The following is a 25,371-nucleotide window of genomic DNA, read 5'->3' as shown; positions in this document are numbered from 1 at the left end:
TTTATAGTAAAAATCGTAAAATTATAGTTGTATAGTTGTTTGGGTCAGAATAGATGCTTTTTGTATCAAAATCAGATATTATGAAAATTAAACTGCTTTTGTTTTTATTTACCGCATTTTCCCTTCAGGCACAGCTTAAAGGAAAAACAGATAACAGTCTCATTTCTCCGTATAAAAAACTGATTGTTGCTGATCATCAGGCAGATTGTTCTGCCGGTGCCGGAAAAATGAAATGCCTTCTGGTGAAAAGTTCTCCTGAAAAGAAATGGGAGAATTTTTATAATAGTATTGATGGTTTTGAATATCAGCCCGGATTTCAGTATGAGTTGTTGGTTACAGTATCGAAAGTTGTAAATCCTCCTGCGGATGCTTCCTCTTTAAAATATACGCTGAGAGATATTATCAGTAAGATTCCAGGAAAGAAAGTTTCAAAAAAGCCTGTTTTATCTGAAAGCTTCTCCGTATCTTCTAAAAATATTACATGGGTTCTGACAGATTTTATTTCCAAAGGAGAACCTGTTGAAAATAAGGAGCCTGAGCCAAATATCACATTCGATTTTGCTCAGAAGAGAATTTCAGGGAAAGGGGTTTGTAACAGGTATTTTGGAAAACTGATTGATCAGAAGAAGAATAAAATTACGCTTGATGGCATTGGAAGCACAAAAATGATGTGCCCGAATCTGGATAAAGAGCAGATATTTTTCAATTTACTGGCTTTGGTAACCAGTTATCAGCTAAAAGGCGACAGGCTTTATTTATACCGGAATGAAGAGTTGATTCTGGCTTTTAAACAAAATAAGTAAAGAAAAAAGAGCCATGAATTGCTTCAGGGCTCCCAACAAAATATTACATAGGAATAGAGGTAATTTTATTATTGACCATTAAATAAAATTGTCTTGAAGTGTAGAACCATTGCATAATTTTTCTGATAAATTTTGCGGTGGTAACTAAAGTTGTCATAAACACAAATGTCCTATTTGAGTGACTACTATCCTAAAATATTATGCGAAATTGGCTATTTACAATCTGAGCGTTCGGATTAGCAAGCTAAAGGTGTTGGTAATCTACCAGGATATATTGATGTTTTTAAAATGGTTTGCATTTAAAAATAAGGTATTCGAATAAAAAAATAAGGTATTGGTGTAAAACAGGACCCCTGTTTCTAAGAGTGGAAGATGTAATCGTTAAATTTGGGTATGAGAGTAAGTTTATTTCTGAAAAAACTTAGGCAGCAGACAATTACTAACCCGATACTCATCCACTGTATATGGTGGTTTGTTTACCTGATTTTTAATCTATCACTGAGTAGTCTGGAACAGGATTTTGTGTTCCCTGATACATTAGTCTATAAAATTTCCCATTTTATTCCTTGTATTTGTTTGTTGTATTCTCACGCATTTTTCATTTTAGAGAAGACATTACCTTTTAAAAAATACCTGATCTGCATTACCGGGACATTTGGAATGATTGCCGTTTTTTGTCTGATCTGGTATATGCTTGATTATTTGTTTTTTGAAATTTTGGAATTAAGAATAACCACCTTGTATTTCGGCAATCGGGGATTGTATATGCTGTCCTCTGTCTTTACAGGAACATCTTTCATTCTTTATAGTGTTGCTTACTGGACGCTGGAAAATTATGTCTCAGCTTCAAAGCAAAGAAATATTATTGAGTTTCATAAAGAACAATTGGACAAGGCATTTTTAAAAACAGAGTTGACAGGTCTGAAAAGCCAGATTAATCCTCATTTTTTATACAATACGCTTAACTTTTTTTATGCTCAATCAATACATTATTCCAAAAACCTTTCGAAAGGAATTATGTTATTGTCTGAAATGATGCGATATGCTCTGAAAGACGATGATTCAGAAGGAAAAGTAGCTTTAGAGAAAGAAGTACAGCATATTTATAATTTTATCGAAATTAACCAGTTACGATTTAATAATAAACTACAGGTTTATTTTGAGATCAACGGAAACATAAGGTATCGCCGGATTATGCCATTGGTGTTGATAACATTTGTAGAAAATGCCTTCAAATACGGAGAGCTAAACGATCCTGACAATCCATTGACAATCAGGCTGACTTTATTTGAAAATCAATTGAATTTTAAAACACATAATTTAAAGTGCAAGTCTTCTTACGAAAAATCAGAGGGAATAGGGTTAATAAATACAAGAAGAAGACTGACTTTAGGGTACCCAAACAGTCATACACTTACAATAAAGGAGTTAGGGGATTTTTATGAAGTAGAGTTGGCTCTCGAACTTTAGTCAGAAACAGTTAAGAGGCAATTATTTTTGTAACAAATGATCTCTTTGTTTTCCACACCACCTAAAAACTATAAATAGTTATGCTTAAATGTCTTGTCATAGACGATGAACAGTCAGCCATTGATGTGTTAGCTAATTACATCAACCGACTCCCGTCATTACACCTGGTTGCTGCGAGTTTACTACCCGTAGAAGCACTTGATATCGTATATACTCAGAAAATAGACCTGATTTTTGTTGACATAAGAATGCCGGAATTATCGGGGATTGACTTTGTCAAACTGGTAAAAGGCCGGAGTAAAATAATCTTTACCACAGCTTATTCTCAATACGCTTTGGAAGGGTATGAATATAATGTTGTGGATTATTTGTTGAAACCGATTGCTTTCGAACGGTTTATACAGGCGGTAAGAAAGGTGCAGGATATGGAGCAATTTCCTTTAAAGCTGTCATTGCCGGAGCAGACTTATATTCTTGACGGAAAAGTTGATGATTATATCTTCATCAAATCTGAAAACAGGATGCAGAAAGTGAATTTTACGGATATCCTTTATGCAGAGGGTTTAGGGAATTATATTACTTTACACACCATTAAAGGCAAATTTGTAACCTTGTTAGGGATCAAAGATCTGGAAGAACATTTACCGAATGATAAATTTCTGAGAGTTCATCGTTCTTATATAATATCTTTAATCAAAGTGGATTATGTGGAAGGAAATCAGATAGCACTGGAAAATGAGATAAATATTCCTTTGGGAGAAACATACAGGAATCAATTGTGGACGGCCCTGGACCAGAAGATTATCTCTGGCAGGAAATAAAGCTAAACCGACTTAACAAAAGAACTGGGAGTGATAAGATATGTTATACTTATCACTCCCAGTTTTTTTATATGGTAAATGCAGGTAACGAAACAGATAGTTCTGATACACTATTCCATGCTGCATTATTTGCTGACTGTACTTCTTCCAAAGTGACAGTTTTGAGAATATCTACAGGTTTTCCGGTGAAATGTAAAGTGATATCCAATGCATTTTCCCGGGTTTCGAGAATCAGTGGATGAACATACCCATCCAATGCCTTTTCAATATCTTCTGCATGCTCTTTGAACATCAGATTGGCTGGCAGCACATGCAGGCTGTAATTTTCAATATCATTTCCTGAAACAAAAACAGGAACCGGAGCATATTCTTTGGAAGCAGCAATATGACCAAATACTTTTCGTGCTTTTACAAATGAGTCTTCTTTGGCATCAACATTAAACCCTCCGAAGATTATGGCAACTTTCTCTCTTTTTTCAAAGTTTTTAATTCTTTCTGCAATGCCCTCATCCAGTTTTTCAAGAAGCTGTTGAAAACGAAATGTGTTTTTCCCGGAACAAATTCTTTCTCTTATTGACTGACGGATAAAATAAGTAATGGCATCAGAAACATTGAGTCCGATTTCTGCCATTTGCTTAAATATCAGCGAAGTAGGTGACATTCCAGGAATTGTATTCGGGTCATGAAGAATGACATTTCCCGATTCTGTAAGGAATCCGTCAATTCTTGTGCATACACCGAAACGAAGAGAGTCGAAAGCCTTTTTTACATCAGCCTGAACTTTATGGAGGTTTTCAAGTGAGGTCTCAATGGGCAGGCGTTTGCGGGTAGCACCCGGTTTGTATTTTGAGTTGAAATCAAATACTTCAACAACTTTTACAATTTCAGTGGGAGGCAGAGCTACAGATTCCAGATTTGGTTTCTGGATCACACCGCAGCTGAATTCCTGACCATTTACAAAACTTTCAAATAATACTGCATCTTCAGAATTAAGAGAAGTTAGAACGGCTCTTCTTACCTGATCGTCAGAGAAATGCTCTTCAAATTTTTGTAATAAATCTTCAGGATGATAAACAATTTCCTCCTGGAAAACCAATGGAAAACCAATACCTTCATCCAGATTGGCGATATGTTGAAGAATCTGATGTTTTTCTTCCGGAGAAGCCTCTGACCATTCATTGAAAGAGATTTCTTTGATGAAAAAACATTGTTTAACGGCATCTTTAAACTGGTTGAAATCATCTGTTTTTACAAATGCCACACCAATAGATGAGCCCTGATGAGGCGCTTTAACCACAAAAGGAAGCCCGATCTCGTTTTTAACCTGATCAAAAAGTGTTTCCTGTCCAAAGCTGTTCCATTCTTCCCAGGTAATTACCTCGGTTTTCTTATCTAATCCTACAGATAGCTTTAATAGTTCATTCTGGGCTATTTTATCGATACCAATTGAAGAACCCATCAGGCCCGGGCCGGAATATGGAATATTATACCATTCCAGAAGCCCCTGGATACTACCATCTTCGCAGGTAGGTCCGTGCATGGCAATGAAGGCAAAATCAAAATGATTTTTGAAATCTTCAGGTTTTATTCTTTTCCCAACCTGAGCAATTAACGTATCAGTTTCGCTATCGGAAAGTTCTCCAAGAGATTCAGCATAAACATTAAAGCCTCCTTTTTGATAAGATTTTGGCGGATAGAAATCCCGGATCGAACCGGCATATACCAAATCGTCATTGAGAATAATAAAATTGCCGACACTATCAACAAAAACAGGAACAGGAGTAAAGAGCGTTTTGTCAATATTTTCCATTGCCGTTTTACCACCGGAAAAACTGATTTCACGCTCACGAGCAGGCCCGCCAAAAAAGATGCCGATTTTCATACTAGAGTAATTTTTGAATAGCAGAATTGTTGAATGAAAAGAATATTATTTTTTGTTCAATCATACCAAAGGATTTCAGTGCCTGAATGATTAACACTATCTAAACGATGCCTGACAAACTATATTTGTTCTATGTTTCCTTTATTACGATTGGGTGTGATTACCACGTAAAATCCGGAATGCAATTTAAGAAAAAACCTCATAGGTTTCAGAAAAGCCTATGAGGTTTGATCAATATAAGCGACAGTATTTTTTACAAATTAGTCGCAACAACTTTCACAATCTCCGGAACTTCCCTGCGGATAGCCTCTTCAATTCCGGCTTTAAAGGTCATGGCAGACATACTGCATGAACTGCATGCACCTACAAGCTCCAGATGAAGAATATGATCGTCTGTAATTTCAACGACCTTCACATTGCCGCCATCAGCTTCAAGATATGGTCTTATGCTGTTAAGAGCGTGTTCAACTTTGACCAATAATGTATTTTCTATGATTGTTTCCATATTTACACTTTCATTTCAACTCTAATCGTTTTTTCCTGATTAGCATTTCTTAAAGCAATTTGTCTGGCAAGCTTTTCAGCAGTTTCTTTAAAGGCTGTCGCAATAATTGAGTTTGACATTACTGCTGGCTGTCCTTCATCCCCTGCTTCACGAATACTTTGCACTAATGGAATTTCACCTAAAACCTGTGTTTCATATTTGGCTGCCAGGTTTTTACCACCATCTTTTCCAAAGATAAAATACTTGTTGTCAGGTAATTCTTCCGGTGTAAAGTACGCCATATTTTCGATAATTCCCAAAATTGGAACATTGATTTGTGGCTGGCGGAAAAACATTAACCCTTTTTGAGCATCCGAAAGGGCTACTTTTTGTGGTGTTGTTACGATAACTGCCCCTGTAACAGGAACCAGCTGCACCAATGACAAATGTATATCTGAAGTCCCCGGAGGTAAGTCAATAAGCAAATAATCTAATTCTCCCCAATTTGTATCTCCGAAAAACTGGCGCAGGGCCTGAGTCATCATAGGGCCTCTCCAGGGCACAGGACTTTCCTGAGGTGCCAGAAAACCCATTGAAATCATTTTTATGCCAAACTGCATAATCGGCTGAATCATGTTTTTCCCGTCGATCTCCTGAACCAGTGGCTGCATTCCCTCAGCTCCGAACATTACAGGAATAGAAGGGCCCGAAATATCCGCATCAATGATTCCTACTTTTGCACCTGCCTGTTTCAAGGCAACGGCAATGTTGGCTGTAATGGTTGATTTTCCAACGCCACCTTTCCCTGATGCAATTGCAATAATATTTTTAACTTTTGGAAGGAGGGCTGCTGTTCCCATACGAGAGCTGGTTACATCGGCAGTCATGCTGATTACCACCTTCAGGGTATTATCAACATGTGTATGAATTGCGTTTTCACAATCTTTGCGGATTTTTTCCTTCAGCGGACAGGCCGGAGTAGTTAAAACCACAGTGAAACGTACCTCTCCGATTCCCAGCTCAATATCTTTAATCATGTTAAGGGTTACCAGGTCTTTTTTAAGATCAGGTTCCTCAACAGTACTTAATGCTTTAAGAATATCCTCTTTTTTAATTTTTAAATCGCCCATTTAGCTAAAATTCAATTTGAAATGCAAAGATAAGGAGTAAAAAGGCAGATAAGAATATGATCCGAAGTATTTTTCGATCTCCGGCATTAACCTGTCTGCAGAAGGTTAAATAAGATCAGATAAGCCGGTCTTTAATTTCCTGTATCTCTCTGAAAACATCAACTTTAGAAGAAATGTTCTCCAAAGCTGATAAAAGGTTATTCAGAAACTGCTGATGGTTTGATGAGCCGGGATTAAAAGGCCTGTGATTAATAGAACTTCTCAGCTTTTGCCAGGTTTGTACAAAAGCCTGTAAATCTTCGGAAAAATAAGATTTTGAGAATTTTTCAAAAATGTAGTCTTCCGCAATTTCATTCGGATGGATAAGATCTGATTTGTAAAAACGATAATCTCTCAGATCATCCATCATCAGTTCATAAGCCGGAAAATAGCTTACTTCTTCATAATCAGTTTCCAGATAATGGCAAGCTGCCCGGAGGATAGACTTTGAAACCTGATTTTCAGGAATACCGTCTTTTATATGTCTGACCGGAGAAACGGTAATAATAATTTTTACAGATGGATTGCAGGATTTAAGTGCCTTATAAAAAAGGGCAAAACTCTGACAAATATGTTTTACACTCAGGAGTTCTTTGGTAAAAAGCTTTCCGGGCATTTTATGACAATTGCTTACATAAGTGTCCCCGGAAAGTAATTTATAAATGAAAGCGCTCCCGAAAGTCAGTATTAGGAAGTCCGTCTTTTGTAATGCTTCGCCTGTTTCCGTAATTTTTTTATTCAGAATGTCAATTAATTGTTCTTTTGATGTGGCAAAATGCTGAGAGTGCCAGTCATAATGAAACCAGGAATCCTGATTGCTGATGAGAAGAGTCTCGTCGATTGGCTGGTTTTTGAGAGACTGATTAAGTAACTTAAATATTGAAAGCGGATTAAATAATGTACCGAAAGGATTGGTATTGGCGCGGAGTTTGTTTTCCTTTAATTTACTGCCGACCACCTCTGCAAAGCAGGAGCCGGCTGTTAATGAAGATGAACTTAACAGGATTTTATATTTTGATTCCGGGATTTTTAGTTCGGTTCGTAAATCCATCTGTGTTTGAATTATTTCAAAAATTTTAAACAAAATTATATACCCGGCTTTGCTCAGGATAATTCTGTTATGGGTATCTCAGGCAAATTTGTAAAATTCTTTAATTTGTACAATTTTTTCTTTTTAAGTTAAATAAAATGGCAATTCTTTTTTGTAGTTATTGGGTATCTTTGCATTTACTCCTTAATTTAAATAGGTTGTTATCAAGCATTAATTGGGTATTGTTTACCGTTAATTTTACATAAATATGAGTAACGTTTGCGCTGAGAAATGGAGATTAAAAACTCGTAACGATAATAAAGGCTGGAAAAAATGGGGTCCCTATCTTACCGAAAGGCAATGGGGGACGGTAAGGGAGGATTATTCTTCCGGTGGGGATGCCTGGAACACTATCTCTCATGATATGGCTCGTGCAAAAGCCTATCGATGGGGGGAAGAAGGAATCGGAGGGATTTCTGATAATAAGCAATATATATGTTTTGCTCTTGCATTCTGGAACCATAAAGATCATATTCTGAAAGAACGCCTTTTTGGTCTGACCGGAAATGAATCAAATCATGGAGAGGATGTAAAAGAACTCTATTATTATCAGGATTCCACGCCTACGCACTCATACATGAAGATGCTTTATAAGTATCCTCAGGACGTTTTTCCTTATGAGAAGCTTATTCAGGAAAGCCGTATGAGATCAAGGCTGGAGCCGGAATATGAGTTGCTGGATACGGGGGTTTTTGATGAGGATGAATATTTTGACATTTCAATGGAGTATTCTAAAGTTGATGAACAGGATATTCTGATAAAAATTACTGCCCATAACAGAAGTGACAAAGATGCTCCGCTGACGCTTTTACCTACGGTTTGGTTTAGAAATACCTGGTGTTGGGGTTATGAGAAATTTCAGTATAAACCAATGCTTTCAGGGGTTTCCAACAGCCTGATTGAAATTGACCATAATGTAGTCGGGCATTTCAAATTATATTGTGAAAATGCAGATGAATTGCTTTTCTGTGATAATGAAACCAATTATCAGAGGTTATACGGTGTGGCCAACCCGACTCCTTTTTGTAAAGATGGTATCAATAATTATATAGTAGACGGGGATAAAGCAGGCGTAAACCCGAATATGTTTGGAACCAAGGCTTCAGCCCGTTACTCTAAAATGGTAAAAGCCGGGGAAAGTGTAAGTATCCGTCTTCGTTTTTCTGACCATTCTATTACAGAACCTTTCGGAGGATTTGAAGATAATTTCGACAAGAGAATCAGAGAAGCCAATCATTTTTATGAAGAGTTACAAAAAGATGTTGTTGATCCGGAATTGAAATCTATTCAGCGTCAGGCTTATGCCGGAATGCTCTGGACGAAACAATGGTACTATTATAATGTCAATGAATGGATTGTCGGAGATCCTTCTATGCCTAAACCGAATGACAACCGTAAATATGGCAGGAATTCAGGTTGGAGGCATATGTATGCGGCAAACATTATTTCCATGCCGGATAAATGGGAATATCCCTGGTTTGCTGCCTGGGATCTTGCTTTTCATACCCTGCCTTTAGCCCGTCTGGATCCGGATTTTGCCAAAAGACAGCTGGCTGTTATTCTCCGTGAATATTATATGCATCCGAACGGACAAATTCCTGCTTATGAATGGAGTTTCTCGGATGTAAACCCACCAGTACATGCCTGGGCAACCTGGAAGGTTTATGAAATTGATAAAGAAATCAACGGAAAAGGAGATGTCTCTTTCCTGGAAAGAATTTTCCACAAATTATTGCTCAATTTTACCTGGTGGGTAAACCTGAAAGATGAAGGTGGTAATAATATCTTCGGCGGCGGTTTCCTGGGAATGGATAATATCGGGGTTTTTGACCGGTCTGCAACTTTACCAACGGGAGGGAGACTTGAACAGGCTGACGGAACCGGCTGGATGGCTATGTACAGTCTGAATATGTTGAGAATTGCCTGTGAAATTGCCACAGAACGCCCTGTGTATCAGGACATGGCTTCTAAGTTCTTCGAACACTTCCTGCATATTGCAGGAGCCATGCAGTCGCTTGGAGGAGATAAAATAAACCTTTGGGATGAAGAAGATCAGTTTTATTATGATATGCTTCATAAAACCGATGGCTCTACGATGTTGCTGAAAATCAGATCGATGGTTGGTTTGATTCCAATTTTTGCCGTAGAAGTTTTAACCCCGGAAATGCTTGAAAAACTACCTGATTTCAAAAGAAGGGTTGAATGGGTGTTAAATAACCGGCCTGATCTTGCCGGCCTGATTTCGAGATGGTATGAAGCAGGGAAAGGTGAAAGTCGTTTACTTTCAATTCTTCGCGGACATCGTATGAAGATGATTATGAAACGAATGTTTGACGAGACAGAATTTTTATCTGATTTCGGAATCCGTTCTCTGTCGAAATTTCATAAAGATAACCCTTACGAATTTAAGCTGGACGGGGGTGTTTTAAGGGTTGATTATACACCAGCCGAATCAACCGGAAGTATGTTTGGCGGAAACTCTAACTGGAGAGGTCCTATCTGGATGCCGATGAACTACCTTTTGATTGACTCATTATTGAAATTTTCTCAATATTACGGCACTGAATATGAAGTTGAATACCCTACAAATTCAGGACAAATGGTGAGTATCAGAGATGCGGCAATGAGTATTTCTGAGAGATTAATCAGGTTGTTTACGACAAACGCAGAAGGGGAACGCCCTGTTTACGAAAAGTATAAGAAACAGCAGAATGACCCGCATTTCAAGGATTTGATGCTGTTCTATGAATATTTTGACGGAGATACCGGAAAAGGGCTGGGAGCATCACACCAGACAGGCTGGACAGGCCTTGTTGCGGAACTTATCCTAAGCGTAAGTATGATTAATAAGTCGGAAGTAAAAGAGCTGGTTTAGATACAAATTCCTATAAAGTATAAGAGTTCCGCTGAATTTCAGCGGAACTCTTATACTTTATGGGAAACAAAACTATTTAGAGATTTCAAGCATGGCTTTTACAGCCTTCAGAGCCGGAATACGGACTTCCTCGGGAACATTAATCTCAGGTAATTCATAAAACATTGAATTATATAGTTTTTCCAATGTGTTCATTTTCATGTACGGACATTCAGAGCAGGCACAGGAATTTTGTTCATTGGCCGGCGCAGGAATCAGTTTCTTGTGAGGTACAGCCATCTTCATTTTATGAAGAATACCTGCTTCTGTCGCAACAATAAATTCCTGATTGTCGGATTCTTCCACAAATTTCAGCAGGGCAGTTGTTGAACCGATGAAATCAGCCTGAGAAAGAATAATTTCCTTACATTCCGGATGAGCAACCAATAATGCATTGGGATTTTCCTCTCTTACCTTTTTCAATTTTTCAAGAGAAATATCGATATGTACAATACAGGCCCCATCCCAAAGAATTAAATCTCTTCCGGTTTTTTTGGCAACATATCTCCCCAGGTTAGCGTCAGGAGCGAATATGATTTCCTTTTCTGCCGGAATCGATTCTACAATCTTTACCGCATTGGATGAAGTGCAGATAATATCTGTCATGGCCTTAATATCGGCAGTACAGTTAATATAACTAACCACAACGGCATCAGGATGCTGTGCTTTAAAAGCTGCGAACTCTTCTTTTGGGGCAGAGTCAGCGAGTGAACAACCTGCATTAAAATCAGGAATAACAACCTTTTTATGTGGATTAAGGATCTTTGCAGTTTCTCCCATAAAATGAACCCCGCAGAAAACAATCATATCTGCTGTGGTACTTTCTGCGGCTTGTGCGAGGCCTAAACTATCGCCGACATAATCAGCAATTTCCTGAATTTCGCCATCAACATAATAATGTGCCAGAATTACGGCATTTTTCTCCTTCTTCAGCTTCAGGATTTCTTCTTTTAAATCAATTCCTTTAGGGGTGGAACGACTCACGTAACCAACCCGGTTAGCTTCTTCTAATAAATTCATGGTTATCATATTTAAGGCAACTTTTCGGATTTTGTCCGAAAATGAAACCTGACTTAAAACGCTTTTAAACTCAAATCCAGACTGGCGATATGATGCGTCAGAGCGCCTACGGAAATATAATCCACACCGCATTCAGCATATTCACGAATGGTAGTTTCATTAATTCCTCCTGAGGCTTCAGTAGTATATCTCCCGTCAACTAATTTTACGGCCTTTCTTATGTTTTCAAAAGAGAAGTTATCCAGCATGATTCTATGGATATGCCCTGTTTCCAGTACCTGATTCAATTCATCAAGGTTTCGTACTTCTATTTCAATTTGCAGGTTTTTCCCTTTTTCTTTTAAATAAGTATTTGCTTTTGTAATGGCGTTATGGATTCCTCCGGCATAATCGACATGATTATCTTTAATCAGAATCATGTCGTACAAAGCATATCTGTGATTTTCTGCTCCTCCGATTTTGCAGGCCCATTTTTCGCACAGACGAAAATTTGGTGTGGTTTTGCGGGTATCCAGTAATTTTGTTTTCGTACCTTCCAGTAATTTTGCCATAGAATGCGTGTAAGTGGCAATTCCGGACATTCTTTGCATACAGTTTAAAACCAGTCTTTCTGCGGTAAGAATAGATTGAGACTTTCCTTCCACTGTCAGTACGATATTTCCCATTTCAATAGCTGCTCCGTCCTGTAACAGAATTTCTACAGAAAGATCCTTATCAACCTCAGCGAAAATCATTTTTGCCAGATCAACACCCGCCAGAATGCCGCTATCCTTTACCAATAAACGAGCTCTTCCGATTGCGGTATCAGGGATAGTAGAAAGAGAAGTATGATCTCCGTCTCCGACATCTTCTGTAAGAGCAGTTCTTATGAAATTTTTAATGTATTCAGGCGCTAAGTAATTGAACATTTCAGTTTGGGCTAATCAATGGATGATTCATAAATGGTTTTGGACGGTAAAAGTAAGAAAATTATCCAAAAGCACAGGAAGCAGTTTTTGAAGAAATTATTCGTTTTTTAAGATACTTTCCAGACTTAACAAACAGAAAAAGAACATAAAATTTGGTAGAGCCAATAAATTCATGCTACTTTTGCAAATCAAAATGCAAAAAACTACTCAAATATTCCGTTTAACCAGTACAATACTGGTTTGCCTGATGCTTTTTCTGAATGTGTTCGGAAAGGGCTTATCAGCCATTCCTGTTATAAAAACGGTTAAATTTGAGAAAACTTCCAAGTCTGAAAAACCTCAGAAAGAAGTATGCACAGTGAGTGAATTGTCCGCTGTGACAGTCTCATCTCCGATTATTCTGGATTTTTCCCAGGATTTTATCTTCCTTTTAAACACCTGTATTTTTGGCGATTTCAATAAACAAGTTGCCAAAATTGCCAATCTTACTTACAGACTTTCTTATTTTGAAGTGCTTTTTGAGCACTTTATAGTTACCAACGCTCCCTAGTATTTTTTCACGGAATTTTTAAAATCTACTTTTAAAGGATTAAAAGCAATGAATCAGCATTTTATTGATTCTGTTTTGACTGCGTCCTGCAATCGCCTGATTTTTATTTTCCCTGTCTTCATCTTCTTAGTTTATCATAAATAGAATTATTACATTTTAATTTTTACAAATCAAATGCGCTACAAAAGTGTCGTACTTTGGCTGACTGGTATTATTTCAGCCTTGTGTTTATTCTTTTTGTCTTTTACCTGGAAAGCTGGTGCTATTCGTGAAGAAGCAAACCAATATGCTTCTTCAAAAGACGGTAAATTAGACCCTGCAAAAAGAACTCATTATATTGATTCCCTTTGGAAAAAGCCTGTTTATCTGGGATTTACCCTGCAAGAGGTTACAAACTATGCACTTCATAAAGGTCTTGACCTTGAAGGTGGTCTGCATGCAGTACTTGAAGTTTCTCCGGTAGAGATTTTACGTGCTCTTTCAGGAAAAAGCAATGATCCGAAATTTGAAGAGGCAATTGACGTAGCAAGTAAAGCTCAGGCAACTTCTACGAAGCCTTTCAATGAATTGTTCTACGATGCTTTTGCGAAAGTTGCGCCGAATCAGAAACTGGCTACTATTTTCGCTAATTCAATCAACAGAGGCAAAATCAATTCAAATTCATCTGACTCAGAAGTTAAGCGTGTAATTAACGCTGAAATTGATGGTGCTGTTGACCGTGTTTACAAAATTATCCAGGCTCGTATTGATAAATTTGGTGTTGCTAACCCGAACATCCAGCGTTTACCTGGAACAAACCGTATTCAGGTTGAGCTTCCTGGCGTTGATAACCCTGAGCGTGCCAGAAAATTATTATCAGGTGCTGCCAAACTTGAATTTATCGAATGTTATGAATTGAATGATTTTGGTGCAGGAATCAATGCATTGGGAGACTATCTGGCAAAAGAAGAAGCAGCAAACAAAATTGCTTCGACTTTAAACACTCCATCTTCAGCCCTTAAATCGGATTCTTCTAAAACAGGCGGAAGTTTGGCTGGTCAGTTGACAAAGACTCCGGCCAAGAAAGATTCCGCCGGTGCTAAACAGGATACTACTGCAGGTAGTGCTTTGACGAAATTATTTATCCCGATCAACAACACACTTGGTGTTTACAGAAAGGATACTGCAAGAGTAAATGAATTATTCCGTCGTCCGGAAGTTCGTGCAATGTTCCCGGCTGAGCTTACTTTTGCCTGGTATGCCAAAGGAATTCCTGCAATCAACGGTGATGAAATTCTGCAACTGGAAGCACTTAAAAAAGGTGAGGGACAAGCTGCACCACTTGAAGGAGATGTTATCACAGATGCTGCTCAGGATTATGATCAGTCTGGTCGCCCGGAAGTAACGATGTCGATGAACGGAACAGGTGCAAGAATCTGGAAAAACCTTACAGCTGCTAACATCGGTAAAAGAATCGCAATTGTTTTAGATAACTATGTATACTCAGCTCCGACTATCAATGGTGAAATCTCAGGAGGTCGTTCTTCTATCTCAGGAAGTTTTACAGTAGAAGAAGCGAAAGATTTGGCAAACGTATTGAAAGCAGGTAAATTACCAGCTCCGACACGTATTGTAGAAGATGCATTTGTAGGGCCTTCATTAGGTCAGGAAGCCATCAATCAGGGATATTTCTCAATGCTTGCGGGTTTATTCCTTGTAATTGTGTTCATGATCGGATACTACGGAAGTCCGGGCTGGATGGCTAATGCTGCCGTATTATTTAACGTATTCTTTATTGCGGGTATTCTGGTACAGATTCAGGCTGCTTTGACATTGCCTGGTATTGCGGGTATCGTTTTGACCTTGGGTATGGCAGTTGATGCTAACGTATTGATTAACGAGCGTATCAGAGAAGAATTACACAAAGGAAAAGGTTTACTGGAAGCGATTGGTTTAGGGTACGAAAAAGCACTTTCTGCCATCCTGGATGGTAACATTACTACAGCATTAATTGGTGTAATTCTCGCTATTTTAGGTTCAGGTTCTGTGAAAGGTTTTGCAATCACACTATTGATTGGTTTGGCAACTTCAGTATTTACTGCTGTTTTTGTTTCTCATGTATTAATCGAGTGGATGGCAAAACGTGCTATCAAAGCAGGTCGTGAAAAAGAAATGACTTTCGAAACCTTTATTTCAAAGGATATTTTCAAAGGATTCAATTTCGATTTTATCGGAAAAAGAAAATATTCATACTGGTTTTCATGGGGTCTGATCGCAACAGGTATTGTTGTTCTGATTATACAGGGTGGTTTCAACCTTGGTGTGGACTTTAAAGGTGGCCGTTCTTATGTAGTTGAATTATCTAAGCCGGTAGAAGCAGGTTTAATTAAAGAGGCTTTAAGAGATGATTTCAAAGAAAAAGGTGTTGAAGTAAAAACATTCAACGGACCGACTAAATTGAAGATTACTACTGCTTATCTGGTAGAGGATGAATCTTTAAAAGCTAACCAGACGGTAAGAACTGCGCTGGAAACAGGTTTGAAGCAATTCGCTGATGCGAAACCGGTAATCCTTTCGGAATCAAAAGTAGGATCAACTATTGCGGATGATATTATGACGCAGTCGTTCCTGTCAATTTTATATGCTCTAATTGCAATCTTCCTTTATATCCTGATTCGTTTCCGTAAATGGCAGTATTCACTGGGAAGTATCATCGCTCTTTTGCACGATGCTTTAGTCGTGTTGGGAATGGTTGGTATTACCCGTCTTTTCGGATTTGAGTTAGAAGTAGATCAGATCTTTATCGCAGCCGTTCTGACGGTAATGGGTTACTCTATTAACGATACTGTGGTTGTATTTGACCGTATTCGTGAAGAAATCGGTATTGATGCTGATTTGAGTGATAAAGAACTGATGATTAAGACAATTAACCAGTCTATTAACCATACGATGAGTCGTACTGTAATGACTGCCACGACAGTATTCTTAGTAGTAACAGTATTGTTATTCTTCGGTGGAGATATCTTGAGAGGGTTCTCTTTTGCGATGTTCATCGGTGTTGTATTCGGAGCGTATTCTTCAATTTTCGTAGCTGCTCCGATTGTCATTGACCTCGGCGGAAATAAGAAGAAAGCGGTGCCAGCCGCAGAACCGGCGAAAAAGGCCTAGTTAAATTTAATGCAGACCTGTAAGGAATAATCCCTTACAGGTCTTTTTTGTTTTTAGGTACAATATTCACTATCTTGAAACAGATTTTACAAAATAAACTATTGAAATTACCTTCAACTACATTATAAAAAACTAAAAACCTTTTCTTTATGAGTAATAGTATTTGGCGAAAAAAACCACTAGAGGCCTATGCTGCTGACGTGAAAAACAACCAGCTGAAACGTGTGCTGGGCAAATGGGCCCTGACCTCACTTGGTATCGGAGCTGTAATCGGTGGCGGGATCTTTACCCTCACCGGGATAGCTGCCCATGACTGGGCTGGTCCGGCTTTGGCATTAGCGTTTGTAATGGCAGGAGTAGCATGTACTTTTGCAGCACTTTGCTATGCAGAATTTGCCTCAATTTTACCTGTTGAGGGCTCTGCTTATGCATATTCTTATGGCACCGTCGGCGAATTTTTTGCATGGTTCATCGGCTGGAACCTTATTCTGGAATATATGATGGGAGCTACCACCGTAGCTGTAGCCTGGTCAGGATATTTCGAGAAACTTCTTCATTTATTTAGTATTAATCTGCCTCTGTATTTAACGAATGATCCGATAACTGCTGCTGAAAAAGCAGAAAAACTCAGAGCTGCCGGTCAGGTAGTTCCGGACTTTAGCTTTGCTTTTAATTTACCGGCATTTTTGATTGTATGGATTGTTACTTACGTACTTGTAAAAGGTATCAAAGAAGCAGCCAGCACTAATAACCTGATTGTAATTCTGAAAGTTGCTGCGGTAATTTTTGTGATTGTTGTAGGAGCATTTTATATCGATACCGCAAACTGGAGTCCTTTTATCCCTGAACCTGTAGCAGATAAAACAGGAACAATCCATTACGGATTCAATGGTGTGGTAACTGCTGCCAGTATTATTTTCTTTGCATACATCGGTTTTGATGCTGTATCTACACAAGCCGGGGAAGCTATCAACCCGACGAAAGATATTCCTTTTGCAATCATTGCTTCTTTGTTGATTTGTACTTTGTTGTATATTCTTGTTTCATTGGTATTAACAGGGATGGTTCGTTACGACACGCTGGATCTGAAAGCACCGGTTGCTTCTGCATTTGACGGAGCTGGTTTACCGATTGCTATGTATATTGTTACGATTGCAGCTACAGCAGGTTTGACCTCTGTAATGCTGGTAATGATGCTGGCTCAAACCCGTATCTTCTTAGGTATGGCAAAAGACGGTTTGCTGCCAAAAGGTTTGTTCGGAACAATTCATCCAAAGTTCAAAACGCCATGGAAGAGTACAATCTTTGTAGGCGCTATTGTTTCGGTTGTTGCTGCTTTAACACCAATTGATAAGGTTTCTGAAATGTGCAGCTCCGGTACTTTGCTGGCATTTGCAATGATTTGCGGCGCTGTTTGGTTGTTAAGAGTGCGTGAACCAAATATCGAACGTCCTTATAAAGCACCATTCTTACCAGTTGTAGCTACCTGCGGAATCTTGTGTAACCTTTATCTGATGTGGGGATTGCGTACTGAAACTAAAATTTCATTCCTGATCTGGGGTACTTTAGGAGTTGTTGTATATTTTGCCTATAGCCGCCATAACAGTAATCTGAACAAAAAAGAAGAGTAATTTCTGCATGGCATAACAATATCCAAAGTCCTCTCAGATGTATTTCTGAGGGGACTTTTTGTTGAGAAACAGACAAACTTACTTTTTCAGTAATTCATCAATCTTAAAACCTGTGGCAGTTTATTTTTTTTAGCGTAATTTTGTGAAACATTATAGAAGAATTTTATCAGAATACATCCGGACAGGGATGCATTAATATAACCAAATGGCAAATATTCAGGACGAAATACATAAAAGAAGAACCTTTGGAATCATTTCTCACCCCGATGCAGGAAAAACGACTCTTACAGAGAAGCTTTTACTTTTTGGGGGAGCAATCCAAACGGCAGGTGCGGTAAAGTCAAATAAGATTAAGAAAGGGGCAACTTCCGATTTTATGGAGATTGAGCGTCAAAGAGGTATTTCTGTGGCGACTTCGGTTATGACTTTCGAGTATAATAATTTAAAAATTAATATTCTGGATACGCCGGGTCACAAAGACTTTGCGGAGGATACTTACAGAACACTTACAGCTGTTGACTCGGTAATACTGGTAATTGACTGTGTAAAAGGTGTGGAGGAACAAACTGAAAGACTTATGGAGGTTTGCCGGATGAGGAATACTCCGGTGATTATCTTTATCAACAAAATGGATAGAGAGGGGCAGAATCCTTTTGACCTTTTAGATGAATTAGAGCAGAAATTAAACATCAATGTTCGCCCGCTTACCTGGCCGATTAATATTGGTGCAAATTTCAAAGGGGTTTACAATTTATATGAAAAATCACTGAATCTCTTCAATGCCAATAAAACGAAGATTGAAAAAGAAGTCGTTTCTGTGGATATTCATTCAGATGAATTGCTGAAAAGAGTAGGAGAGAGAGATACCCGCCAGTTGAGAGAGGATGTTGAGTTAATTGAAGGGGTTTATGATGAATTTGACCGTGAAACATATCTTTCCGGTAGTGTAGCTCCGGTATTCTTCGGTTCAGCGGTAAACAATTTCGGGGTACAGGAATTACTGGATACTTTTACTGAAATAGCGCCAAGTACTCAGAAGCGTCAGACTGATGTGAGAGTAGTGGAGCCGGAGGAGAAAAAATTCAGTGGGTTTATTTTCAAAATACATGCAAACCTTGATCCTAAGCATAGAGACAGGATTGCTTTTTTGAGAATCTGTTCAGGGACATTTGAAAGAAATAAGTTCTATCATCATGTTCGTCTTGATAAAAACCTGAGGTTTAATAACCCGTATAATTTTATGGCTCAGGATAAAGAGGTGGTAGATGAAGGATTCCCGGGAGATGTAATTGGTTTGTATGATACTGGAAATTTTAAAATCGGTGATACAATGACAGAAGGAGAAGATTTAAATTTCCAGGGTATTCCAAGCTTCTCACCTGAAATATTTAAAGAGTTGATAAACCTTGACCCGATGAAGTCTAAACAGCTTGAGAAGGGAATTCAGCAACTTACAGATGAAGGTGTTGCCCAGTTGTTTGTTCAGCCTCAGTTAGGAAATCGTAAAATTGTAGGTACGGTCGGAGAACTTCAGTATGAGGTAATTCAGTATCGGTTAGAACATGAATACGGAGCAAAATGTAGATTCGACGGGCAGAGTATTTCTAAAGCCTGTTGGTTAACGTCCGAAGATCAGAAGAAACTGAATGAGTTTGTCAGACTGAAAGGCCAGCAGATTGCGCAGGATAAAGATGGCAATTTTGTGTTTTTAGCAGAATCTGAATGGATTCTAAGAATGAATATCCAGAATAACCCGGAAATACAATTCCATTTTACTTCTGAGTTTAAGAGAGCAGTAGAAGCATAGAAATGAAAAAGGAGAACTTTTTAAAAGTTCTCCTTTTTCATTTCTACAAGTTTTATGAATTAAAACTTGAATGCCACACCCAGCTGAAGGGTACCGAAACCTGATCCAAGTTCAGCAAAACCCGCAACTTTATCGGTGAAGTAATAACGACCACCAACATGAGCTAACAAAAGAACACCACTTCCGTAGTTGTCTCCTCCAAGGCCATTATAATCCCATTTTATATTTCTATAACCAAGTCCTAAACCTGCATATAGATCAACTTTATCGTTGTCCAATTTGATTAAATTGTTAAGGTGATAAGAACCACGGCCTCCAATTGTAAAAACGGAGAAATTTGCACCGAAAGAAGTTGTTCCGGAATAGCCAACTAATGGACCAACACTGATGTCATCAGTTACGCCTACTTCAAAAGAGCCACCAAAGCCTAAGCCGCCATAGCCATAAGTTCCTAAACCAATACCAAGATTTAATAATTTATCGCCATTTTTGTAAGCTTGAGAATACCCTTTGCTGGAAATGAGAACCGCGGCGATGATAAACGTAAGAGTAAGTAATTTTTTCATGAGTGGAAAAATTAAAAGGTTAAAAATTGATTTAGAAGCATGCTTTTTGTTAGTCTATTAGTGTTGTAGCATGACCTCACAAAGTAATGTTATTTTAATGACTTCTAAATCTATAAATTAGTAAACGGTAGCAATACCCGTATCTTTCCCTCAAAATACAGTAGAAATACGCTATCAGGGCAAAAAAAAACAAGGCTCTAAGGCCTTGTTTTCAGAGATGTGAAAAAAGATGTTATGTTTACTTTAAACCCAGATCTTCCTGTATAGCAGATACCTTAGCTTTCAGACTTGATAATGTACTGTCAAAATCTTCCGGCTTGGTAAGCGGAGCATTTACTGAAACATAAAACTTGATTTTTGGCTCCGTTCCTGACGGACGAGCAGATACTTTTGAACCGTCTGCAAGGATCAGCTGAATTACATTTGACGACTCGATCCCCAGCCCTTCCGGAATACCCGAAACCACTCCGGTCTTCAGATCTGTCGATGTTAAGTTCTTATAATCCAATACAGTCACAGGTTCAGATCCTGCCACAGAAGCCGGGAGATTTGCTCTTAAACTGGACATCATTTGCTGAATTTCTTCCGCACCGGCCTTTCCTTTTTTGGTAAGAGAAATAAGTCCCTCATAATAGAAATTATTCTCCATGTACATTTCAGTAAGGAAGTCGAATAGCGACTTGCCATTATCTTTGGCGTAGGCAGCCAGCTCGGCGATCATTGCACAGGAAGCAACAGCATCTTTGTCACGTACCGCATCACCAATCAGATAGCCGTATGATTCTTCACCGCCTCCGATAAATTTCTCCTTACCTTCCAGTTCACGGATAACTGCTGCGATGTATTTAAAGCCTGTGAGGGTATTGTAACACTTCACACCCTGAAGTGCACACATTTTATCAATAATTTCAGTCGTAACAATCGTTTTGGCAACAAATTCCTTACCTGTAAGCTTGTTTGCGTCTTTCCATGCTTTCAGAAGGTAATAAATAATCAAACTTGCCATTTGATTACCATTAAGCAAAACCCATTCTCCTTTCGGGTTTTTTACGGCAGCTCCGACACGGTCAGCATCCGGGTCCGTTGCGATTACTAAATCGGCATCAATCTGCTTTGCAAGGTTCATCGCCAAAGTCATTGCCTCAGTTTCTTCCGGATTCGGATAGATTACTGTAGGGAAATCACCATTTGGTTCAGCTTGTTCCTGAACTACGGTAACCTGTTCAAAACCAAGCAGCTGTAAGGCTTTTGGTACAAGTGTAATACCCGTTCCGTGAATAGAAGAGTAAACAATTTTGAGTCCTTCCTGGCGTGCGATTACTTTTGGATTGATGCTGTTTGCCTGAATGGTTTTCAGGTATTCATCATCAATTTCTTCACCGATTAGCGTAATCAGATCTTCATTTCCGGTAAAATTAATTTCATCAACCGACTGAATTTTATTTACTTCCGCTACGATGTTTTTATCATGCGGAGCAACTACCTGCGAGCCATCAGCCCAATAAGCTTTATAACCGTTGTATTCGCGTGGGTTATGTGAAGCAGTTATCACGATACCAGCCTGGCAGCCCAGATGGCGGACAGCGAAAGAAAGTTCCGGAGTGGGTCTTAATTCTTTAAATAAGAAAACTTTAATACCACTGGCAGAGAAAATGTCAGCTGAGATTCTGGCAAAAAATGAGGAATTGTTCCGGGAATCATGTGCAATGGCTACTTTAATTTCCTGATCCGGGAAATTAGATTTCAGATAATTAGCAAAACCCTGAGTGGCAGCACCAACCGTATATTTATTCATTCTGTTGCTTCCAACTCCCATTTCGCCCCTCATTCCTCCGGTACCAAATTCCAGGTCTTTGTAAAAAGAATCAGTAAGCTCTGTTTCCTTCCCTTCATCTAAAAGGCTCTGAATTTTTGCCTTTGTTTCATTGTCGTAGTTGCCTGATAACCAAGCATTAATGTTTTTTTGAGTAAGAGCATCTAAGCCTGTGGACATAGCTTTTCGGTTAAATAAATTTTGATTAAAACTGGAAATTGAAAACAAATATAGAAATTATTATTTCTTTTAAACTGACCCGCGATTAATTTAACAATTTTGCATTTCACCTGAGTCAATAGCGAATTTGATGCAAATAATTGCGGTACGATGAGGTTCTATTCATAGGCAAATCTGTTTGAAATTGTTTAGAAAATCTGAGCATGAAAGATAAAATCCTTCCCGAACAGGAGGAAACAATTAACAATAATAAGAATTTTTTTGAGAAAATACTTAATTTCAAAAGAGAGTTTTAACGCAGAAAAAGAGTTTCGGGAAGAAAAGTTTCGGGGAGTTGGGTTCTGAGTATTGCGACAGGAAATCGTTAAATATTTGTTCTCAGGTTAATATCTGAGTGGATGAAAAGAAACGGTCAGGGATAGAATACTTTCTATTCCTGACCGTTTCTTTTCTGTATTTTTTATTTTAAACTAAACTTCAAGGAGCATAGCTCCGTAAGAATAACCTCCGCCAAAAACGGTGATAACAACTTTCTCACCTTTTTGAAATTTAGTTTTATTTTCATCAAGAGCAATGGCACATCCTGCGCAGCCGGTGTTACCAAGATACTGAATATTTGAAATCATCTTTTCTTCGGGTACCTGTAAGGTTCCAGCCACGTTTTTAGTGATTCTCAGGTTTGCCTGATGAGGAATTATATAGCTTATGTCGCTGATATCCAGACTGTTTCTTTCAAGGACCTGTCTGCTCACTTTTGGCATATACGTACAAGCATTGATAAAAACGTCTTTTCCGTAAGGCATAATCAGCCCTCTTTCGAGTGGTTTAAGGGTAACACCTTCCATTGCCTTGCCAATGGTTCCGGCTCCTCCGGTAATAACATCCTTAATTTCCCAGTCACTGTCGGAAAGCCTTTCTTTAGAAATGAATAATGCTGCTGCACCATCACCCCAGAGGTGACCTGCTTTGGTATCATCTTCATTGTTATAAGCAGTATTATGTTCGGAAACTACTACCAATGCTCTTTTGGCTTTATTCATGGCAAAATAACCCTGAACAATTTCTATGGCATTCAGTAAAGAAGAACAAGCTGAAGAGATACTGACAACAGGAATTTCGGGAACATTAATGGCATGCTGAACAGCGTGTGCAACTGTCGCAATTACATCATAAGGTGTGTAGGTTGCTCCGACAATAAGGTCAATCTCGTTTTTATCATAAGGTAAACTTTCAAGTCCTTTTAATGAGGCCATTACAGCCATTGTATTGGTGTTCTCTTCAGATGAGGCTTTTCTACGCTGACGGATTCCCGTACGTTCGATAATCCACTCGTCAGTTAAACCGTTGAGTTGTTCAAAATAAGCGTTTGTGATAACTTGCTCCGGAAGGTAACTGGCAACAGTGTTGATAAACATGGAATATGTTTTCGGTTAGTTTTTGGTTATATGTCTTTCGTAACTTTACTATGTAGGACATCAAAATCTTGGTGTGCTATCATCAGTTTAACCATTACGTATTAAAACTTTCTGTAAATTCGATACAAAGGAAAGTAATGTTTTGGGATAGTACAATGAAAAATTAAAAATATACAATTTTTTCTTATCAAAGTCCAGTACTATTTTGTACTATATTGATATTTTTTGTATTAAATTGACAAAAGCGAATGGCTTTCTGGTTTTTCCGGAAATCCATGTACTTTTATTTAATTCATTCATCGATTCTACTAAACATTAATTTCACCTGAAAAGACCTTTTCAGCAGGTCCGATAAGCCAGACATTTTCATAAGTATTGTCGTCAGTTCTGTTAAATTCAATCCTGAGATCTCCTCCCAAAACTTTAACATCTACAAAATCTTCAAATCCGTATCGTAAATTCGCAGACAAAGCGCAGGCAGTAACTCCTGTTCCGCAGGCGTAAGTTTCGTCTTCCACGCCTCTTTCATAGGTGCGTACGGCAAGACTGTGATCTCCCAGAACTTCCACAAAATTGACATTTGTTCCTCCGCGACTTACGAAAGGCTCTCCATAGCGAATGGCTTTACCTTCCTTAACAACGTCATATTTTTCAAGGTTTTCCACATAAGCAACATAATGAGGAGAACCGGTGTTCATAAAATCATATGCTGCCGTCTGATCAACAGAAGAGACATCGATCATTTTAAGCGAAATACTTTGAGGAGAAACTAAAGCCTCATGTTCCCCGTCAATAGCAATAAATGTAGTTTTATGGCCGATTACACCTAAATCATGGGCAAAGCGTACGAGGCAGCGGCCACCGTTTCCGCACATTGTTCCTTCTGTGCCGTCGGCATTGAAATAAACCATACGGAAATCATATCCGGAGGCATTCTGTAAAAGCATCACTCCGTCAGCTCCTATTCCGAAACGACGATGGCATAAACTGGCAATTAATTCCTGAGAAACCGGAAAAGCAGAGGATCTGTCATCGATCACTACAAAATCATTTCCAGCTCCCTGATATTTATAAAATTTCATTTTGACTTTAATATTTATCAGACCCGGATACAAAGCGTACCCTAAAATGCTTATATCGGTAATAACATCAGGAAATCGAATATCGTTCTTTCAAAATTTCCAAATGATGTTTTTCATGTCCGGCAATCATCCAGACTAAAGCTCTTGCCGAGACGCCATTGCCATTGGCTGTACCCATTCTTGCACTGATTTCTTCGGAAAAAGATTTAAAAAGTGCCAGGGAACTTTCTCTGACAGAACAATACTGCTCAATCAATGATTCCATGGTTTGTTCGTTAAAATTGGAAAAAGTCATGTATTCATTTTCATCAAAACCAGGAAGAGCCTGCTTTTCTCCGCGGGCAATACATAAAGAACGATAAGCAAAAATGCGTTCTGTATCGGTAATATGCCCTAAAACTTCCTTCAAATTCCACTTTCCTTCTGCGTATTTGAAAAAATATTTCTCTTCAGGTAAATTTTTATACAAATTTTTTACCCTCTCAAACTGACTTGTAAGTGTGTCAATAACGTTCTCAGAGTCAACTAATTCAATGTAGTAAGAGAAGTATTTATTCTGCTGATACTCGCTGATTTGAGGCTTTTTCATAATTTTTTTTCAATTTTTTTTTGACAAAGG

At 38.5% G+C, this 25,371-nt stretch carries 19 protein-coding genes; 8 read left to right on the top strand and 11 right to left on the bottom strand.

All coding sequences use genetic code 11. The features are described 5' to 3' along the window. Positions 1–80: 80 nt before the first annotated feature. From BM179_RS13530 to BM179_RS13520, 3 genes are all read left to right on the top strand, one after another. Positions 81–803, top strand: a complete 723-nt coding sequence (locus BM179_RS13530; protein WP_177219402.1) for a DUF4377 domain-containing protein — start codon at positions 81–83, stop codon at positions 801–803. Positions 804–1,196: 393 nt separating this feature from the next. Then, positions 1,197–2,273, top strand: a complete 1,077-nt coding sequence (locus BM179_RS13525) for a sensor histidine kinase (protein WP_092017677.1) — start codon at positions 1,197–1,199, stop codon at positions 2,271–2,273. Positions 2,274–2,353: 80 nt separating this feature from the next. Then, the gene (locus BM179_RS13520; protein ID WP_092017676.1) at positions 2,354–3,094 is read left to right on the top strand and encodes a LytR/AlgR family response regulator transcription factor; all 741 of its coding nucleotides are present in this window, start codon (positions 2,354–2,356) and stop codon (positions 3,092–3,094) included. 67 nt (positions 3,095–3,161) lie between these two features. Here BM179_RS13520 and BM179_RS13515 read toward each other — a convergent pair whose 3' ends face one another. The 4 genes from BM179_RS13515 to BM179_RS13500 all read right to left on the bottom strand — a co-directional run bounded on the left by BM179_RS13515 (position 3,162) and on the right by BM179_RS13500 (position 7,680). After that, the gene (locus BM179_RS13515) at positions 3,162–4,976 is read right to left on the bottom strand and encodes a D-alanine--D-alanine ligase family protein (RefSeq protein ID WP_092017675.1); all 1,815 of its coding nucleotides are present in this window, start codon (positions 4,974–4,976) and stop codon (positions 3,162–3,164) included. 253 nt (positions 4,977–5,229) lie between these two features. Continuing rightward, positions 5,230–5,481 (bottom strand): NifU family protein, encoded by a 252-nt coding sequence (locus tag BM179_RS13510; RefSeq protein ID WP_092017674.1) that lies wholly within the window; start codon positions 5,479–5,481, stop codon positions 5,230–5,232. A 2-nt stretch (positions 5,482–5,483) separates the two neighbouring features. Next, on the bottom strand, positions 5,484–6,590 hold the full coding sequence (locus BM179_RS13505; protein ID WP_092017673.1) for an Mrp/NBP35 family ATP-binding protein: 1,107 nt from the start codon (positions 6,588–6,590) through the stop codon (positions 5,484–5,486). Positions 6,591–6,705: 115 nt separating this feature from the next. Next, positions 6,706–7,680 (bottom strand): GSCFA domain-containing protein, encoded by a 975-nt coding sequence (locus tag BM179_RS13500; RefSeq protein ID WP_092017672.1) that lies wholly within the window; start codon positions 7,678–7,680, stop codon positions 6,706–6,708. A gap of 247 nt (positions 7,681–7,927) precedes the next feature. Here BM179_RS13500 and BM179_RS13495 point away from each other — a divergent pair, with 247 nt between their 5' ends. Further along, positions 7,928–10,594 carry an MGH1-like glycoside hydrolase domain-containing protein gene (locus BM179_RS13495; protein ID WP_092017671.1) on the top strand — a complete coding sequence of 889 codons (2,667 nt, stop codon included), beginning with the start codon at positions 7,928–7,930 and terminating at the stop codon, positions 10,592–10,594. A 72-nt stretch (positions 10,595–10,666) separates the two neighbouring features. Here the strand turns inward: BM179_RS13495 and nadA are convergent, their stop codons facing one another. Then, positions 10,667–11,653 (bottom strand): quinolinate synthase NadA, encoded by a 987-nt coding sequence (gene nadA / locus BM179_RS13490; RefSeq protein WP_092017839.1) that lies wholly within the window; start codon positions 11,651–11,653, stop codon positions 10,667–10,669. A gap of 53 nt (positions 11,654–11,706) precedes the next feature. Then, on the bottom strand, positions 11,707–12,561 hold the full coding sequence (gene nadC / locus BM179_RS13485) for a carboxylating nicotinate-nucleotide diphosphorylase (protein WP_092017670.1): 855 nt from the start codon (positions 12,559–12,561) through the stop codon (positions 11,707–11,709). 193 nt (positions 12,562–12,754) lie between these two features. Here nadC and BM179_RS13480 point away from each other — a divergent pair, with 193 nt between their 5' ends. The 4 genes from BM179_RS13480 (at position 12,755) to BM179_RS13465 (ending at position 19,696) form a co-directional block, all read left to right on the top strand. Then, positions 12,755–13,111 carry a hypothetical protein gene (locus BM179_RS13480; RefSeq protein WP_092017669.1) on the top strand — a complete coding sequence of 119 codons (357 nt, stop codon included), beginning with the start codon at positions 12,755–12,757 and terminating at the stop codon, positions 13,109–13,111. A gap of 174 nt (positions 13,112–13,285) precedes the next feature. Next, entirely contained in the window at positions 13,286–16,258 is a 2,973-nt protein-coding gene (secDF, locus tag BM179_RS13475; protein ID WP_092017668.1) for a protein translocase subunit SecDF, read from the top strand. 149 nt (positions 16,259–16,407) lie between these two features. Then, the gene (locus BM179_RS13470) at positions 16,408–17,889 is read left to right on the top strand and encodes an APC family permease (protein WP_092017667.1); all 1,482 of its coding nucleotides are present in this window, start codon (positions 16,408–16,410) and stop codon (positions 17,887–17,889) included. Positions 17,890–18,094: 205 nt separating this feature from the next. Beyond that, complete coding sequence (locus tag BM179_RS13465; RefSeq protein ID WP_092017666.1) at positions 18,095–19,696, top strand: peptide chain release factor 3; 1,602 nt, start codon at positions 18,095–18,097, stop codon at positions 19,694–19,696. Positions 19,697–19,755: 59 nt separating this feature from the next. On the opposite strand, the gene BM179_RS13460 is transcribed toward BM179_RS13465, so the two are convergent. The 5 genes from BM179_RS13460 to BM179_RS13440 form a co-directional block, all read right to left on the bottom strand. Continuing rightward, on the bottom strand, positions 19,756–20,262 hold the full coding sequence (locus BM179_RS13460; protein ID WP_092017665.1) for a hypothetical protein: 507 nt from the start codon (positions 20,260–20,262) through the stop codon (positions 19,756–19,758). Between the two features lie 238 nt (positions 20,263–20,500). Next, a complete protein-coding gene (locus tag BM179_RS13455; RefSeq protein ID WP_092017664.1) occupies positions 20,501–22,255 on the bottom strand; it encodes a phospho-sugar mutase in 1,755 nt (584 codons plus the stop codon). Positions 22,256–22,725: 470 nt separating this feature from the next. After that, positions 22,726–23,670 (bottom strand): 3-oxoacyl-ACP synthase III family protein, encoded by a 945-nt coding sequence (locus BM179_RS13450; protein ID WP_092017663.1) that lies wholly within the window; start codon positions 23,668–23,670, stop codon positions 22,726–22,728. A gap of 308 nt (positions 23,671–23,978) precedes the next feature. Further along, on the bottom strand, positions 23,979–24,752 hold the full coding sequence (dapF, locus tag BM179_RS13445) for a diaminopimelate epimerase (protein ID WP_092017662.1): 774 nt from the start codon (positions 24,750–24,752) through the stop codon (positions 23,979–23,981). Between the two features lie 67 nt (positions 24,753–24,819). Next, the gene (locus BM179_RS13440) at positions 24,820–25,341 is read right to left on the bottom strand and encodes a DinB family protein (protein WP_092017661.1); all 522 of its coding nucleotides are present in this window, start codon (positions 25,339–25,341) and stop codon (positions 24,820–24,822) included. Positions 25,342–25,371: the final 30 nt, after the last annotated feature.

Source organism: Pseudarcicella hirudinis (genome assembly GCF_900115665.1).
Classification (GTDB): domain Bacteria; phylum Bacteroidota; class Bacteroidia; order Cytophagales; family Spirosomataceae; genus Pseudarcicella; species Pseudarcicella hirudinis.
The sequence above is the reverse complement of the archived record's forward strand: the minus strand, read 5'-3'. Positions and strand labels throughout refer to the sequence as shown.